Source organism: Variovorax sp. ISS6 (assembly GCF_056523145.1).
Window position 1 is genome coordinate 4,682,186 of sequence record NZ_JAWRZC010000001.1, and the last position, 14,523, is coordinate 4,696,708.

Consider the following 14,523-nt stretch of genomic DNA (forward strand, 5'->3'; position numbering starts at 1 on the left):
TCATTCATGCGAGGTCCGCGGCGAGGCCGGCACCGGATGCAGGCCGCCGCCATGGCCGCCGCCCGATCCACCGTGCGAACCGCCCGAGGCCGGCGCCGGATGGTCGGCCGACACGAAGTCCTCGCCATGCGGCACCTCGCCGTGCAGCTTCAGCGGCCGGTTGCCCGCGATGCGGCGCATCAGCACGTAGAACACCGGCGTCAGGAACAGCCCGAAGGCCGTCACGCCGATCATCCCGGCGAACACCGCCACGCCCATCGCCTTGCGCATCTCCGAGCCCGCGCCGGTCGACAGCACCAGGGGCAGCACGCCCATGACGAAGGCCAGCGAGGTCATCAGGATCGGGCGCAGGCGCAGCCGGCTGGCCTCGATCGCGGCCTGGATCGGCGTGCGCCCGGCGAACTCGAGCTCGCGCGCGAACTCCACGATCAGGATCGCGTTCTTCGCGCTGAGCCCCACCAGCACGATCAGCCCGATCTGCGTGAAGACGTTGTTGTCGCCTCCCGAGATCCACACGCCCGCCATCGCGGCCATGATGCCCATCGGCACGATCAGGATGATCGCGATCGGCAGCGTCAGGCTTTCGTACTGCGCGGCCAGCACCAGGAACACCAGCAGGATCGCCAGCGGGAACACGAGGAAGGCGGAGTTGCCGGCCAGGATTTCCTGGTAGGTCAGCTCGGTCCACTCGAAGCTCACGCCCTTGGGCAGCGTCTCGGCCGCGATCTTGGTGATCGCGTCCTGCGCCTGGCCCGACGAATAGCCGGGTGCCGGGCCGCCGTTGATGTCGGCGGCCAGGTAGCCGTTGTAGCGCATGGCGCGTTCCGGGCCGAAGGTCGAGTTGACCTTCATCAGCGCGGCCAGCGGCACCATCTCGCCCGAGCTCGAGCGCACCTTCAGCAGGCCCACGTCCTCGGCCCGCGCGCGGTAAGGCGCATCGGCCTGGACGCGCACGGAGTACGTGCGGCCGAACTTGTTGAAGTCGTTGGCGTACAGGCTGCCCAGGTAGATCTGCATCGTGTCGAAGATGTCCGTCACCGGCACGCCGAGCTGGCGCGCCTTGGTGCGGTCGATGTCGGCATACAGCTGCGGCACGTTGACCTGCCAGCTCGTGAACATGCCCGTGAGCTCGGGCGCCGCATAGGCCTTGGCCATGAAGGCCTTGACCGCCGCGTCCATCTGGTCGTAACCGACCGAGGCCCGGTCCTCGATCTGCAGCTTGAAGCCGCCCGTGGTGCCCAGGCCCGCCACCGGCGGCGGCGGGAACATCACGATGAACGCGTCCTGGATGCTGCCGAAGGCCTGGTTGAGCTGGCCCGCCACCGCGCCGCCGCTCTGGTCGGCGCGCTTGCGCTGGTCGAAGGGCTTGAGCGTGGCGAACACGATGCCCGAGTTCGAGCTGTTGGTGAAGCCGTTGATCGACAGGCCCGGGAAGGCGATCGCGTCCTCCACGTTCGGGTTCTTCTTCATGATCTCGCCCATGCGCTGGATCACTTCGTCGGTGCGGTCGAGCGTGGCGCCGTCGGGCAGCTGCGCGAAGCCGATCAGGTACTGCTTGTCCTGCGCCGGCACGAAGCCGCTGGGCACGGCCTTGAACAGGCCGAAGGTCACGCCGACCAGCGCGAGGTAGATCACCAGCATCAGCGTCTTGCGCGAGATCACGCGCTTGACGCCGCCGCTGTAGGCCTCGGAGCCGCGATGGAAGAACTTGTTGAAGCCGCGGAACAGCCAGCCGAAGGCCCGGTCCATGCCGCGCGTCAGTGCGTCCTTCGGCTGGTCATGGCCGCGCAGCAGCAAGGCGGCGAGCGCGGGCGACAGGGTCAGCGAGTTGATCGCCGAGATCACGGTCGAGATCGCGATGGTCACCGCGAACTGGCGGTAGAACTGGCCCGTGAGGCCGCTGATGAAGGCCAGCGGCACGAACACGGCCACCAGCACCAGCGCGATCGCGATGATGGGCCCGGACACCTCGCGCATCGCGCGGTAGGTCGCCTCGCGCGGCGTGAGCCCCGCCTCGATGTTGCGCTCGACGTTCTCCACCACCACGATGGCGTCGTCCACCACGATGCCGATCGCCAGCACCAGCCCGAACAGGCTCAGCGCGTTGATCGAGAAACCGAGCACGTGAAGCACGGCGAAGGTACCGATCACCGACACCGGCACGGCCAGCAGCGGAATGATCGACGCGCGCCAGGTCTGCAGGAACAGGATCACGACCAGCACCACCAGCATGATGGCTTCGAGCAGCGTGTGGATCACCGATTCGATGGACGCGCGCACGAACTGCGTCGGGTCGTAGGCGATGCGGTATTCCAGGCCTTCGGGCATGTTCTTGTTGAGCTCGGCCATGGTCTTGCGCACGTTCGCCGAGATGTCGAGCGCGTTCGAGCCCGGGGCCTGGAACACGCCCATGCCGACGGCCGGGTCGTTGTTCAGCAGCGAGCGCAGTGAGTAGTCGGCGGCGCCCATCTCGAGGCGGCCGATGTCGCGAAGGCGCGTGACGGCGCCGTCGGTGCCGCTCTTGACGATGATGTCGCCGAACTCTTCCTCGCTCTGCAGGCGCCCCTGCGCATTGATCGAGAGCTGCATGTCCACGCCCGACAGGCCCGGCGAAGCGCCGACCACGCCGGCCGCGGCCTGCACGTTCTGGCCGCGGATGGCAGCCACCACGTCGGAGGCCGAGAGGCCGCGCTGCGCCACCTTCTGCGGGTCGAGCCAGACGCGCATCGAGTAGTCGCCGCCGCCGAAGATCTGGACCTGGCCCACGCCTTCGATGCGCGCCAGCGGGTCCTTCACGTTGAGCACCGCGTAGTTGCGCAGGTAGTTGATGTCGTAGCGGCCGTTGGGCGACACGAGGTGGACCACCATCGTGAGGTCGGGCGCGCTCTTCACCGTGGTGATGCCGAGCCGGCGCACTTCCTCGGGCAGCCGCGGCTCGGCCTGCGAGACGCGGTTCTGCACCAGCTGCTGGGCCTTGTCGGGGTCGGTGCCGAGACGGAAGGTCACCGTCAGCGTCATCACGCCGTCGGTGGTGGCCTGGCTGCCCATGTAGAGCATGCCCTCGACGCCGTTGATCTGCTCCTCCAGCGGGGTCGCCACGGTCTCGGCGATCACCTTCGGGTTGGCACCCGGGTACTGGGCGCGCACCACCACCGAGGGAGGCGCGACTTCCGGGTACTCGGAGATCGGCAGACCGCGCAACGCGATCAGGCCGGCTATCAGCATCAAGAGCGACAGCACGCCGGCAAAGATCGGCCGGTCGATGAAGAATTTAGAGAGATTCATTTCGTTGGCTCCATCGCGCGGACAGCGCGATCCACGCCGCTTCGAAAAAGACGAGCGGCATCCAGGTGGCTCCCATCAAGGAACTTCGAGTAACGCTGGCGAGCCGGCCGGTGCCGCTGTCGCCGTTGTCGGTGTCCCGGGTTTCCCGGCGCGCCGGCCTTCAGGCTGGCGCGCGGGGCCCGGTGTCGTTCAGGACTTCGCGGCCTGCGCCACTTGTTCCGTCGGTTGTTGCGCCTTGCCGTCGGCCTTGGCGTCCATGGTCACGGTCTGCGGTGCCACCAGCGCACCCGGGCGGATGTGCTGCAGGCCGTTGACCACCACGCGGTCGCCCGCCTTCAGGCCCTTGCTCACGACACGCAGGCCGTTGATCGAGGCGCCGAGCGCGACTTCGCGGTAGACCGCCTTGTTGTCCTCGCCCACGACCATCACGAACTTCTTGTTCTGGTCGGTGCCGATGGCGCGTTCGCTGACCAGCAGCGCGGTGTCGTTACGGGCCTGGCCCATGCGGATGCGGGCGAACTGGCCGGGGATCAGGGCGCCGTCCTTGTTGTCGAAGGAGGCGCGCACGCGCACCGTGCCGCTGCGGGCGTCGACCTGGTTGTCGATCAGCTGCAGCTTGCCGACGAAGGGCGTGCCCTCCAGGCCGGCCGTGCCCATCTGCACCGGGATCGATTCGATCTGGCCGCGCGCGCTGGAACCGCTCGGCAGGTCCTTCAGGGCCCGCGTGATCACCTGCTCGTCGGCATCGAAGCTCGCGTAGATCGGGCTCACCGAGACCAGCGTGGTCAGCACCGGGGCGCCGGGACCGGCCGCCACCAGGTTGCCCACCGTGACCTCGATCTTGCCGATGCGGCCCGAGACCGGGGCCCGCACCTGGGTGTAGCCCAGGTTCAGGCGCGCCGACTGCAGCGAGGCCTGGGCCGCGCGCAGGTTGGCCTCGGCTTCGCGGCCGGCGTTCACGCGCTCGTCGTATTCGCGCTGGGCGATGGCCTGCTCGTCCCACAGGCGCTTGGCGCGCTCCTGCTCGCTGCGGCTGAAGGACTGGCGGGCCTGCGCCGACGCCACCTGCGCCTCGGCGCGCTCGACCTCGGCCGCGTACGGCGCGGGGTCGATGGTCACCAGCAGGTCGCCCTGCCTGACCAGCGCGCCTTCGCGGAAATGCAGCGACTGCACGGCACCCGCGACGCGGGAGCGCACGTCGACGCGTTCGACTGCTTCGAGGCGGCCCGAGAACTCGTCCCAGGCATTGATCTCGCTCGGCGCCACCGCCGCGACCGAGACCGGAATGGCTTGCGGCGCGCCCGCGGCCGGCGCGTTGGCCTCGGCCTTGAAGCTGTGCATGCCCAGCACCGCGGCGGCCACCGCCAGCAAGGCGGTGACGCCGGTCACGGCGGGCCACAGGCCCTTGCGGGCCGCGGAGGAAAACGTTGGCTTGTTGTTCGACATGGTGATTCGTCCTTCTCTCAGATGACTCAAATGACTCGGATGACTTTTCGGGATGCAACAGTCCGTCCTGGCGCCCTCGCACCAAGAAAAACGGAAATTTCGGAAAAAGGCCGGCCGCACCGGGTGCCCCCGGTGGCTCGGCGCTAGCGGCTGGCTCTGCGGCTGGCGGCGCTGGCTAACTGGGCTTCGGGGTCGCCCCGGGGGGCGGTGTGGTGGCCGCGAAGAATTCGCGGAAGTGCTGCTGCACGGTCGCCTCGCAGACCTTGCAGCCCATGCACTCGGCGTCGTAGAGCGCCTTGGGCCACTCGGCCGCGTTGCTCAGCACCGCGCTCGTGACCTCGATGCCGGCCGAACGCAGCCGGCCCGCGAAGGTCAGCGCCTCGTCGCGCATCGCGTCGTCCTCGCCCACCAGCACCAGGGCCGGGGCCAGGGCCGAGAGGCGCAGCGAACCGCTGGGCACCGCATAGGGGTGCGTGGCGTTCGACGGGCAGCTCAGGTACTTCTCCCAGCCCGTGGCCCAGCGGCATTCGGGCGAGTCGTTGGTCGCCTTGCGCAGCGAGGCCGTGCCGGCGCAGGGATCGAGCATCGGCGACAGCAGGATCTGGCCCGCCAGCGGCGGATGGGCGCGGTCGCGCGAGATCAGCGCCACCGCCGCCGCCAGGTTGCCGCCGGCTTCCTCGCCGGCCAGGTAGACCTGGGCGCCGCGGCCGCCGAGCTTGACGCGCTGCTTGTAGAGCCATTCGAGCGCCGCGTAGCCGACCTCGATCGGCTCGGGAAACGGCGACTCGGGGGCCAGCGGGTAGTCGAGCGAGACCACCACCGCACCGGAGCCGGCCAGGAGGCGCGCCACGTTGCGGCCGTTGTCGAGGCCGCCGCAGATGAAGGTGCCGCCATGGAAGTGCAGCACCAGCGGCACCGTTTCGCCCTTGGGGCGCTGGCCGTAGACACGGGCGCCCACCGGATCGCGGCCGGGCAGCTCGATCGACAGATCGGCTTCCGCGCCTTGCCCCGCGGCGAGCGCGGCTGCTTCGGCGGAGCGGGACGATGGACGGGGTGACATGGGACGACCTCGGGAAATGGGCGATGGTTGAAATATAAGGCGCCGACTGTCGCGTTAAACAGGGATGCAAGCCCTACTCTGTTTCCAAACTACGAACAATCGGACCGGGTCACCAAAGGGTTATGGCCTTGTGTGAGAATCCGCACCCCCCGGCGAGGGCCGGGTCTAGAGAACAGGCATTCGATGGATCAGATCCAGGCCATGCGGATCTTCGTCCGCGTCGTGGAAGCCGGCACCTTCACCCGCGCGGCGGACTCGCTCGCCCTGCCCAAGGGCACCGTCACCAAGCAGATCCAGGCCCTGGAATCGCGGCTGCGCGTGAAGCTCCTGAACCGTACCACCCGCCGGGTGACGGTCACGCCGGACGGCGCCGCGTATTTCGAACGCGCGGCGCGCCTGCTCAACGACTTCGACGACATGGAGGCCAGCATGACGAATGCGCAGTCCAGCCCCACGGGCCGGTTGCGCATCGACGTCGGGACCTCGGTCGCGCGGCTGGTGATCCTGCCGGCCCTGGCCACCTTCTGCGACCGCTACCCCGAGATCCAGGTCGACCTCGGCGTCAGCGACCGCACGGTGGACCTGATCAGCGACAACGTCGACTGCGTGATCCGCGCCGGCGACCTCGCCGACCAGTCGCTGGTGGCGCGGCGCATCGGCACCCTGCATTTCGTGACCGTGGCCTCGCCGGCCTACATCAAGCGCTATGGTGCGCCGCAGCATCCGAACGACATCGAGAAGCGCCACCACGTGGTGAGCTACTTCTCGGGCACCACGCGGCGCGTCTATCCGCACGAGTTCAAGAAGGGCGACGAGCACATCGAGCTCAACGGACCCTACCGCGTGTCGGTCAACGAGAGCAACGCCCACATGGCGGCCGTGCTCGGCGGCTTCGGCATCTCGCAGTGCATCACCTTCATGGCCGAACCGCATCTGGAGAGCGGCGAGCTGATCGAGGTGCTGTCCGACTGGCAGCGCGACCCGCTGCCGATCCACGTGGTCTACCCGCCGAACCGCCACCTGAGCGCCAAGGTGCGCGCCTTCGTGGACTGGGCCGCCGAGCTGTTCGCGAAGAATCCGCGGCTGCAGCGGCGCTGAGCGCGATGCTGTTCTCGCCCGAGCGCCACGAGCCCCTGCGGACCGACGCCTGGGACGAGGGCCGCGCGCGCGAGGCCATCGAGCGCATCGTGCGCGACACCGAGGCGCGCTTCACGCCCGAGGGCCTGTGGCCCATGCATCCGGACGATGCATCGAATCCCGACCCGCAGTACCTGCTGTACTGGGGCGCGAGCGGCGTGATCTGGGCGCTGCACCATCTGCAGGAGCGCGGCGCCACGCGGCTGGCGCGCGACTACGCGCCGGTCGTGCCGGGCCTGATCGCCGCCAACCGCGCGGCCATGGGCTGCCCCGCCGATGCCGGCTTCGCGGCCTACCTGATGGGCGACACCGGCATCCGGCTGCTCGAGCACCGGCTGCGGCCCTCCGACACCGTCGCCGACGAACTCGCGCGGCTGTGCGGCGGCCACCTCGACGACCCCACGCTCGAACTGATGTGGGGCACGCCCGGCACCATGCTCGCGGCGCTGTTCATGCACGAGCGCACCGGCGAGCAACGCTGGGCCGGCATCTACCGCGACACCGCGCGGCGGTTGTGGTCGCAGCTCGAATGGTCGGAGGACTTCGGCTGCCATTTCTGGACCCAGCAGCTCTACGGCCAGCGTTCGACCTACATCGATGCGGTGCACGGCTTCGTCGCCACCACCGTGCCGCTGATCCACGGCCACCACCTGCTCGGCGACGCCGAATGGAACGCCTGGCGCGACTGCATCGCCAACACCGTGCAGCACACCGCCGACCGCGAAGGCGCGCAGGCGAACTGGCGCCCGCGCCCGTTCCCGCTGCCCGATGCTTCGCGGCCGAAGCTGGTGCAGATGTGCCACGGCGCACCGGGCTTCGTGATCTGCCTCGCGGATTTTCCGGGCGACACGCTCGACGAGCTGCTGCTGGCCGCCGGCGAAACCACCTGGCAGGCCGGCCCGCTCCACAAGGGCTCGAACCTCTGCCACGGCACCGGCGGCAACGGCTATGCCTTCCTCAAGCTGCACCGCCGCTTCGGCGACGCCGCCTGGCTGGACCGGGCGCGCGCCTTCGCCATGCACGGCATCGCGCAGACCGAGGCCGACCTGGCGGAACACGGCCACCTGCGCTATTCGCTGTGGACCGGCGACCCCGGCTTCGCGATCTACCTGTGGGATTGCATCGAGGGCACGGACCGCTTCCCGACCCTCGACTGTTTCTTCTAGGCCGGCGGCCGCCGCGCGCGCAGCTCGCCGGCCGTCGTCGCCCAGGCCTTGCCCAGCATGCGCGTGAGATAGGCCCCCGAGGCCCAGCCGACCTGCTGCGCCACCGACAGCACCGATTCGTCGGTGCTCTGCAGCAGGTGGCGCGCGCGCTCGAGGCGCCGCTGCTGCTGGAATTCGAGCGGCGACAGCCCGTAGGCCGCGCGGAACAGCCGCTCGACCTGCCGGCGCGAGAGCCGGTGCCGCGCCGCGAAGGCCTCGAGCGGCAGCGCCGCCGCGAGCTCGGCCTCGATGTCGCCGGCCAGCAGCGCGGCGATCACCGCGCCGGGCGTGCCGCGGCCATCGGGATGCACCAGCGGATTGGCCATGAGCCGTGCCGCCTCCATCACCAGCGCGCCGCAATGGGCCACGTGCGCCATCGAGGGCTCGGGCGATGCCGGCGTGCCGGCCATCTCGAGCAGCCGGTGCGACAGCAGGTTCAGCGCGCCGCTGCCCGCGCGCAGGCCCTGGCCGGCTTCGCGATGCCGTGCGCGCGCAGCGCCGTGTCCCAGAACTCCGAATCGACATAGACCGCGAGGTGCGTCTGGCGCAGGGTCATCGCGCTGGTGGCATGGGCGGCGCCGGCCGCGAACCAGAGGAAGTGGCCGGGCGAGGACTGCAGCGCGTCGCCGCGCGGATCGATCACGTCGAAGCGCCCCGCCAGCGGCACGAACAGCATGTCGCAATCGTGCGCATGCGGCGTCGTGGCGTAGCCGTCGAGCGTGCTCGCCACCGGCGTCGCCTTGTGGGCGAGGCGGTCGGAGAACGCGGAGATCCGCGGTCCGGCTGGGGCGGCTGGGGACGGCATGGGGCCGATTGTGTGGTCAATCGCGCGGCCGATGTCGCATTCGTGCGCGCGGGCGTCGCGAGCGGAGGCACGCGCGGATCGATCGGCAGGAAGACTAGGACCTCCCCTCCACCCGTTCCGCCAAGGACCTCCATGACCGCCAGCCTCCGCCCGCCACGGCGCCTCGCCCTGATGGCCGCCGCCGCCCTGCTCGCCGCCGCCTGCGGTGCCGCGGCCGCCGCCGACACCTATCCCGCCAAGCCGATCACCATCGTCGTGCCCTTCCCGGCCGGCGGCGGCACCGACGTGATCTTCCGCGCGGTGCAGGTCAGGCTGCAGGCCGAGCTCGGCGTGCCGGTGATCATCGACAACCGCGCGGGCGCCGGCGGCACGGTGGGCACGGGCTATGCCTCCAAGGCCGCGCCCGACGGCTACACGCTGGTGGCCGCCACCACCACGACCATCGCCTCGGCCCAGGCCGTCTACCCCAGGCTGCCCTACGACCCGCTGGCCGACCTCGCGCCCGTGGGCACGCTGGGCACCACGCCCTTCGTGCTGGTGGTGGCACCCACCCTGCCCGCGAAGAACCTCGCCGACTTCATCCGCGATGCCAAGGCCAGGCCCGGCACGCTCAACTACGGCAGCATCGGCAACGGCACCGCGAGCCACCTCGCGGGCGAGCTGTTCAAGCAGCGCACCGGCATCGAGATGACGCACATTCCCTACCGCGGCGCGGCGCCCGCGCAGACCGACCTGATGGCCGGCCAGATCCAGGCGCTGTTCGACAACCCCACCGCGCTCGCGCCCCAGGTGCGCGCCGGCCGCATGCGTGCGCTCGCGATCAGCCAGCCCTCGGCGGTGTTCCCCGAGCTGCCGAGCTTCGAGGCCGCGGGCATCAAGGACTTCAAGCCCGAGCTCTGGTACGGCCTGATGGCGCCCGCGGCCACGCCCAAACCGGTGGTGGAGCGGCTGCGCTCGGCGCTCGACAAGGCGCTGCAGGACCGCAACCTGCGCGCCGACATGATGGCCAAGGGCGTCTCGCCCGCGAGCTGGTCGCCCGAGCAGTTCGGCCAGCGCGTGCGCGCCGACATCGCGCTGTGGGGCGGCATCGCGCGCTCCGTCAACGCGAAGGCGGACTGAGATGACGATGCAGCTCGTTCGCGTCTTCGCCCGCCCCGGCACCCGCGCCGGCGGCAACCCGGCCCCGGTCTGGCTCGATGCCGATGCCATGTCCACCGAGGACATGCAGGCCCGCACCCGCGAGAGCGGGCACGAGTCGGTGTTCGTGCTCGCGCCCGACGATGCCGCCCGGCACCGCCTGCGCATGCGCTACTTCGTGCCGCGCCACGAGATGGAGATGTGCGGCCATGCCACGCTCGGCGCGCTGTGGCTGCTGCACGAGCGCGGCCGCTGGAGCGGCGAGCCGATCGCGGTGCAGACGCTCAGCGGCACGGTGCACGGACGCTTCGTCGACGGCGCGGTCGAGATCAGCCAGCCCAGCGCCAGCATCGCCGCGGTCGACGCGGCCCTGGTGCGCGAGATCGCGCAGTGCCTGGGCATCGGGCTCGCGCAGATCGTGTCGCCGGTGCTCAACGCCGCCACCAGCCGCGTGAAGACGCTGGTGCGGCTCGAAAGCCCCGAACTGCTGCACGGCCTGTGGCCCGACTTCGCGCGCGTCGAGGCACTGTGCGACCGGCTCGGCTCGACCGGGCTCTACCCCTTCGCATCGAACGCCGACGTGTAGGGCACCGAGGTCAGCGCGCGCCAGTTCCCGCGCTCCTCCGGCTATCCCGAGGACGCGGCCACCGGCATCGCCGCCGCCGCGCTGGCCTGGGGCCTGCGCGAGATGGCGCTGGTCGGCGCCGATGGCACGCTGGTCACGGTGCGCCAGGGCGAGGCGATGGGCTCGCCCTCGGCGATCCAGGTGCGGCTGCCCGCGCAGGCCGAGGCCGCCGAAGGCTGCTGGCTGCGCGGCGACGCGCAGGCGATGGAGGCGCTGCCGCATGACTGATGCCGACCGGCGCCTGGAGGCGCTCGCCGCGCAAGCGGGCCACGACGCCTCGCCCGCCGCGCGCCCCGCGGGCCGCTATGCGAGCTTCGCGCGCGCCGGCGACCTGCTGCATTCGAGCGGGGTGGTCGGGCGCGAGAACGGCGTGGTGATCGCGGGCACTATCGACGACAGCGACGCGGGCATCGCGCTCGGCGAACGGGCCGCGGTCGCCGCCGCCATCGCGCTGCTGCGCGCCGCGCGCACCGAGCTCGGCGACCTCGACCGGGTGCAGAAGATCGTCGCCCTCACCGGCTACCTGCAGGCCGGGCCCGGCTTCACGCAGCATGTGCGGGTGATGAATGCCGCGAGCGAGCTGCTGCGCCAGGTGTTTCCCGACCAGCCGCTGCCCGCGCGCACCACGGTCGGCGTGGCCTCGCTGCCGGGCGGCGGCGCGGTCGAGATCTCGCTGGTGCTGCAGGAGCGGCCGGCGGACTGAAGGCGGGGTCTCAGGCGCCGAGCCAGCGCACCACCAGCGGCACCAGCAAGGCCGTCGCGATGCCGTTGAGCCCCATCGCGAGCGCCGAGAACGCGCCCGCGGTCTCGTTGACCTGGATCGCGCGCGCGGTGCCGATGCCGTGCGCCGTGATGCCGACCGCGAAACCGCGCACCGCGGGCTCCTTGATGCGCAGCAGGTTCAACAGGCCCGTGGCCATGATCGCGCCCGCGATGCCGGTGATGGCGGCCGCGACCGCCGACAGCGACGGCAGGCCGCCGATCTTTTCCGACACGCCCATCGCGATCGGCATGGTGGCCGACTTCGGCGCCAGCGACATCAGCAGCTCGTGCGAACCACCCAGCGCCCAGGCGATGCCCACGGCCGACACGATGGCCGCCACCGAGCCCGCGAGCAGCGCCACGCCGATCGGCAGCCACAGCCGGCGCAGCCGCGCCACCTGGCTGTAGAGCGGCACCGCCAGCGCCACCGTGGCCGGCCCGATCAGGAAGTGCACGAACTTCGCGCCCTCGAAGTAGGTGTCGTAGGGCGTGCGCGTCGCCAGCAGCACGGCGACGATCACGATCACCGACACCAGCACCGGATTGACCACCGGGTTGGCGCCGCTGCGCCGGTGCAGCCACAGCGCGCCCAGGTAGGCCAGCAGCGTGAGCGCGAGCCACAAGAGCGGCGACTGGGCCAGGAAGACCCAGATCTCGGACAGCTTCGCGGGCGCGCTCATTGGGCGTCCTTGCCGGTGATGCGGATCATCCAGCGTAGCGTCAGCGCGGTCACCGTCATCGTGAAGGCCGCGCCCAGGATGCCCGCGGCCAGGAACGGCAGCCATTCGCGGCCCACGCGCTCGAAGTGCAGCATCACGCCCGTCACGGCCGGGATGAACAGCAGCATCAGGTTGCGCAGCAGATGGCCCGAGGTCTCGCCCAGGCTTTCGGGCACGCCGCCGCGCCACAGCAGACCCGCGAACAGGAACAGCATGCCGAGCAGCGGACCGGGCACCGGCAGGCTCAGCCACTGCACCAGCAGTTCGCCGGCGAGCTGGCAGAGAAAGAGCGTGGTGATGGCGTAGAGCATGGCAAGGTCCTCGTGGTCGTTCCTGTCGGCTAGTTTGCACCCGCCAGGCGCTGCCATGCGGCGTGCAGCGCGGCCTGGCTCGCGGGCGGCAGCACGCCCATGCGCACCTGGCCCGGCAGGCCGAACGAAGCGCAGTCGCGCAGCTTGATGCCCTCGGCGCGCAAGCCGGCCAGCAGGCCCGCGAAGTCCGTCGCCATCGGTTGCGCGAGATGGTAGTTCGCCACGCTCGGCGCGGTCTGCCAGCCCATGCGCGCGCACAACGCGAGCTGCGCGGCCTTCCATTCGCGCAGCGTGGCCAGGCTGTCGCGCACCCAGGCCTGCACCGCGGGTTCGGCCCAGGTCGACAGCATCGCCACGCCGTGCGCGCCCACGGGCCAAGATGAACCCAGGCGCAGCAATGCGCCCACCGCCTCCTGCGCGTCGGCCGGCGCGATCGCATAGGCCGCGCGCACACCCGTCATGCCCAGCGCCTTGTTGGGCGACCACATCTGCCAGAGCCGGTCGAGCCGCGCGGGCGCCAGCGCGAGTTCGCCATCGAGCCGCAACGGTTCGTAGGCGCGGTCGAGCACGCAGGGCACGTCCTCGGGCAGCGCGTCGATCGACGCGGCCAGGCCGGGCTGCGCCTGCCCCTGCGGCGCCGACGGATCGCAGCACCACGCGAGCCGCGGCCGCCGCACCGCCTGCGGCGCGCGCACCACCTGCAGGCCCCAAGCGCGCGCGGCGGCCGCGTAGTCGCCATAGGAGGTGGCCGGCAGCACGACCTCGCCGTGCGCGCCGCGGTCCTCCTGCGCCACCCAGGCGGTGATGCGACGGATGAACTCGCTCGCGCCGGCCGCGATCACGATGCGCCAGGGCGCCACGCCATGCAGCGCCGCGAGCCGCGCGCGCAAGGCCGTGTAGGCCGGATCGGGATAGCGCGTCGCATCGGCCGCGCGCACCCGCGCCAGCGCCTCGGGGCACGGGCCGCAGGCATTGGCATTGGTCGAGAAATCGTGGGCGGGTGCGCCGAGCGCGTCGGGGCCGCCATGGTTCGGGGTGAAGTCGAGCTCGCTCATCGCACCCCCATGAACAGCAGGACGACCGGCAGCCAGGCGGCCAGCGCCAGCAGCAGCACGGCGCGCTGGCCGAAGCGGGCCGCACGCGCGGTGTCGGCGGGCATCGCGGCCCGGCCCTCGGCGTTGAGCGCATAGACCGCGGGCTTGGCCAGCCGCACGCCGAGCAGCAGCGCCATCGCGGCCATCGGCCAGCCGCTGTTGGGCGACGGCGTGCGGCGCGCCTCGCGCGCGAGGCCGCGCGGCCAGCGCCCGGCCGCCAGCGCGAGCAGCAGCACCGTGAGCCGCGCGGGCAGCCACGACAGCAGGTCGTCGGCGCGCGCGGCCCACTTGCCGGCCCAGGTCCAGTCGCGGCCGCCGCGCTCGCCGCGGTAACCCCACATCGCATCGGCCGTGTTGGCGAAGCGGTAGAGCGCCGCGCCCGGCAGGCCCAACAGCAGGAACCAGAACAGCGGCGCCACCAGCGAGTCGTTGAGGTTCTCGGCCAGCGATTCGATCGCGCTCTCGCGCACCTCACGCTCGCCGAGCTGCGAGACATCGCGGCTCACGAGGCGCGCGAGCCGCGCCCGGCCCGCTTCCAGCGATTCGCCGAGCGCGGCCTCGACCGCGAGCACCTCGTCGCGCAGCATGCGCCAGGCGAACAGCGGCTTGAGCAGCAGGCCCAGCAGCAGCGCGAAGGCCCAGGCCGGCAGCGCGTTCTGCATCGCGGCCTGCAGCGCCACGGCGATCGCGAGCACGGCCAGCGCGCCCGCGCACCAGGCGATGGTGCCGAGCACGAAGGCGCGCCCGGCCTTGCCGGAAGCCGCGCCGAACGGCGGCGCGATGCGCGCGCCGGCCCAGCCCAGGTAGCGCCCGATCCACACCACCGGATGCCAGCGCGCGGGCGGTTCGCCGAGCCAGAGGTCGACCGCGAGCGCGATCCACAGCGCGGCCAGCATGGCCAGCACGGGAGCGGTGAAATCGATGGCCGGCATGGCGC

The 14,523-nt window shown here is 71.2% G+C and carries 13 protein-coding genes and 1 pseudogene; 5 read left to right on the top strand and 9 right to left on the bottom strand.

The genetic code is table 11. From position 1 onward, the window contains the following. The 3 genes from AC1HIL_RS21750 to AC1HIL_RS21760 form a co-directional block, all read right to left on the bottom strand. Positions 1–3,285, bottom strand: coding sequence for an efflux RND transporter permease subunit (locus AC1HIL_RS21750; RefSeq protein WP_261210655.1), 3,285 nt, complete (start codon positions 3,283–3,285; stop codon positions 1–3). A gap of 189 nt (positions 3,286–3,474) precedes the next feature. Continuing rightward, on the bottom strand, positions 3,475–4,731 hold the full coding sequence (locus AC1HIL_RS21755; RefSeq protein ID WP_057591620.1) for an efflux RND transporter periplasmic adaptor subunit: 1,257 nt from the start codon (positions 4,729–4,731) through the stop codon (positions 3,475–3,477). A gap of 175 nt (positions 4,732–4,906) precedes the next feature. Further along, entirely contained in the window at positions 4,907–5,791 is an 885-nt protein-coding gene (locus AC1HIL_RS21760; protein WP_057591619.1) for an alpha/beta hydrolase, read from the bottom strand. A gap of 183 nt (positions 5,792–5,974) precedes the next feature. On the opposite strand from AC1HIL_RS21760, the gene AC1HIL_RS21765 reads away from it, so the two are divergent. Next, positions 5,975–6,889, top strand: coding sequence for a LysR family transcriptional regulator (locus AC1HIL_RS21765; RefSeq protein WP_261210653.1), 915 nt, complete (start codon positions 5,975–5,977; stop codon positions 6,887–6,889). Positions 6,890–6,894: 5 nt separating this feature from the next. Further along, positions 6,895–8,094: a lanthionine synthetase C family protein gene (locus tag AC1HIL_RS21770; RefSeq protein ID WP_479669986.1), complete on the top strand. Its 1,200-nt coding sequence runs from the start codon at positions 6,895–6,897 to the stop codon at positions 8,092–8,094. Here AC1HIL_RS21770 and AC1HIL_RS21775 read toward each other — a convergent pair. Together AC1HIL_RS21775 and AC1HIL_RS21780 are read right to left on the bottom strand one after the other, a co-directional pair. Then, entirely contained in the window at positions 8,091–8,543 is a 453-nt protein-coding gene (locus AC1HIL_RS21775) for a helix-turn-helix domain-containing protein (protein WP_479669987.1), read from the bottom strand. The two genes, AC1HIL_RS21770 and AC1HIL_RS21775, sit on opposite strands and share 4 nt — an antisense overlap. A 26-nt stretch (positions 8,544–8,569) precedes the next feature. Continuing rightward, positions 8,570–8,938 carry a hypothetical protein gene (locus AC1HIL_RS21780; RefSeq protein WP_479669988.1) on the bottom strand — a complete coding sequence of 123 codons (369 nt, stop codon included), beginning with the start codon at positions 8,936–8,938 and terminating at the stop codon, positions 8,570–8,572. Between the two features lie 132 nt (positions 8,939–9,070). Between AC1HIL_RS21780 and AC1HIL_RS21785 the strand changes: the two genes are divergently transcribed. From AC1HIL_RS21785 to AC1HIL_RS21795, 3 genes and pseudogenes are all read left to right on the top strand, one after another. Next, on the top strand, positions 9,071–10,057 hold the full coding sequence (locus AC1HIL_RS21785; protein WP_479669989.1) for a Bug family tripartite tricarboxylate transporter substrate binding protein: 987 nt from the start codon (positions 9,071–9,073) through the stop codon (positions 10,055–10,057). A 7-nt stretch (positions 10,058–10,064) separates the two neighbouring features. After that, positions 10,065–10,928 (top strand): annotated as a pseudogene (locus AC1HIL_RS21790) (PhzF family phenazine biosynthesis protein). After that, positions 10,921–11,403 (top strand): RidA family protein, encoded by a 483-nt coding sequence (locus AC1HIL_RS21795; protein ID WP_479669990.1) that lies wholly within the window; start codon positions 10,921–10,923, stop codon positions 11,401–11,403. Before AC1HIL_RS21790 ends, AC1HIL_RS21795 begins: the two are co-directional and overlap by 8 nt. A 10-nt stretch (positions 11,404–11,413) precedes the next feature. Here the strand turns inward: AC1HIL_RS21795 and AC1HIL_RS21800 are convergent, their stop codons facing one another. The 4 genes from AC1HIL_RS21800 to cbiB are packed head-to-tail and all read right to left on the bottom strand — an operon-like array spanning position 11,414 to position 14,518. Further along, positions 11,414–12,142 (bottom strand): LrgB family protein, encoded by a 729-nt coding sequence (locus AC1HIL_RS21800; RefSeq protein WP_057591612.1) that lies wholly within the window; start codon positions 12,140–12,142, stop codon positions 11,414–11,416. Further along, positions 12,139–12,492 carry a CidA/LrgA family protein gene (locus AC1HIL_RS21805; RefSeq protein WP_057591611.1) on the bottom strand — a complete coding sequence of 118 codons (354 nt, stop codon included), beginning with the start codon at positions 12,490–12,492 and terminating at the stop codon, positions 12,139–12,141. Before AC1HIL_RS21805 ends, AC1HIL_RS21800 begins: the two co-directional genes overlap by 4 nt. A 29-nt stretch (positions 12,493–12,521) precedes the next feature. After that, positions 12,522–13,547, bottom strand: coding sequence for an aminotransferase class I/II-fold pyridoxal phosphate-dependent enzyme (locus AC1HIL_RS21810; RefSeq protein ID WP_479669991.1), 1,026 nt, complete (start codon positions 13,545–13,547; stop codon positions 12,522–12,524). Then, positions 13,544–14,518, bottom strand: coding sequence for an adenosylcobinamide-phosphate synthase CbiB (gene cbiB, locus AC1HIL_RS21815; protein WP_479669992.1), 975 nt, complete (start codon positions 14,516–14,518; stop codon positions 13,544–13,546). Before cbiB ends, AC1HIL_RS21810 begins: the two co-directional genes overlap by 4 nt. Positions 14,519–14,523: the final 5 nt, after the last annotated feature.

Bases quoted from the DNA above. Each gene is read 5' to 3' on its own strand.
- AC1HIL_RS21750 (WP_261210655.1), bottom strand. From the start codon at position 3,285: ATGAATCTCTCTAAATTCTTCATCGACCGGCCGATCTTTGCCGGCGTG.
- AC1HIL_RS21755 (WP_057591620.1), bottom strand. From the start codon at position 4,731: ATGTCGAACAACAAGCCAACGTTTTCCTCCGCGGCCCGCAAGGGCCTG.
- AC1HIL_RS21760 (WP_057591619.1), bottom strand. From the start codon at position 5,791: ATGTCACCCCGTCCATCGTCCCGCTCCGCCGAAGCAGCCGCGCTCGCC.
- AC1HIL_RS21765 (WP_261210653.1), top strand. From the start codon at position 5,975: ATGGATCAGATCCAGGCCATGCGGATCTTCGTCCGCGTCGTGGAAGCC.
- AC1HIL_RS21770 (WP_479669986.1), top strand. From the start codon at position 6,895: ATGCTGTTCTCGCCCGAGCGCCACGAGCCCCTGCGGACCGACGCCTGG.
- AC1HIL_RS21775 (WP_479669987.1), bottom strand. From the start codon at position 8,543: ATGGCCGGCACGCCGGCATCGCCCGAGCCCTCGATGGCGCACGTGGCC.
- AC1HIL_RS21780 (WP_479669988.1), bottom strand. From the start codon at position 8,938: ATGCCGTCCCCAGCCGCCCCAGCCGGACCGCGGATCTCCGCGTTCTCC.
- AC1HIL_RS21785 (WP_479669989.1), top strand. From the start codon at position 9,071: ATGACCGCCAGCCTCCGCCCGCCACGGCGCCTCGCCCTGATGGCCGCC.
- AC1HIL_RS21795 (WP_479669990.1), top strand. From the start codon at position 10,921: ATGACTGATGCCGACCGGCGCCTGGAGGCGCTCGCCGCGCAAGCGGGC.
- AC1HIL_RS21800 (WP_057591612.1), bottom strand. From the start codon at position 12,142: ATGAGCGCGCCCGCGAAGCTGTCCGAGATCTGGGTCTTCCTGGCCCAG.
- AC1HIL_RS21805 (WP_057591611.1), bottom strand. From the start codon at position 12,492: ATGCTCTACGCCATCACCACGCTCTTTCTCTGCCAGCTCGCCGGCGAA.
- AC1HIL_RS21810 (WP_479669991.1), bottom strand. From the start codon at position 13,547: ATGAGCGAGCTCGACTTCACCCCGAACCATGGCGGCCCCGACGCGCTC.
- cbiB (WP_479669992.1), bottom strand. From the start codon at position 14,518: ATGCCGGCCATCGATTTCACCGCTCCCGTGCTGGCCATGCTGGCCGCG.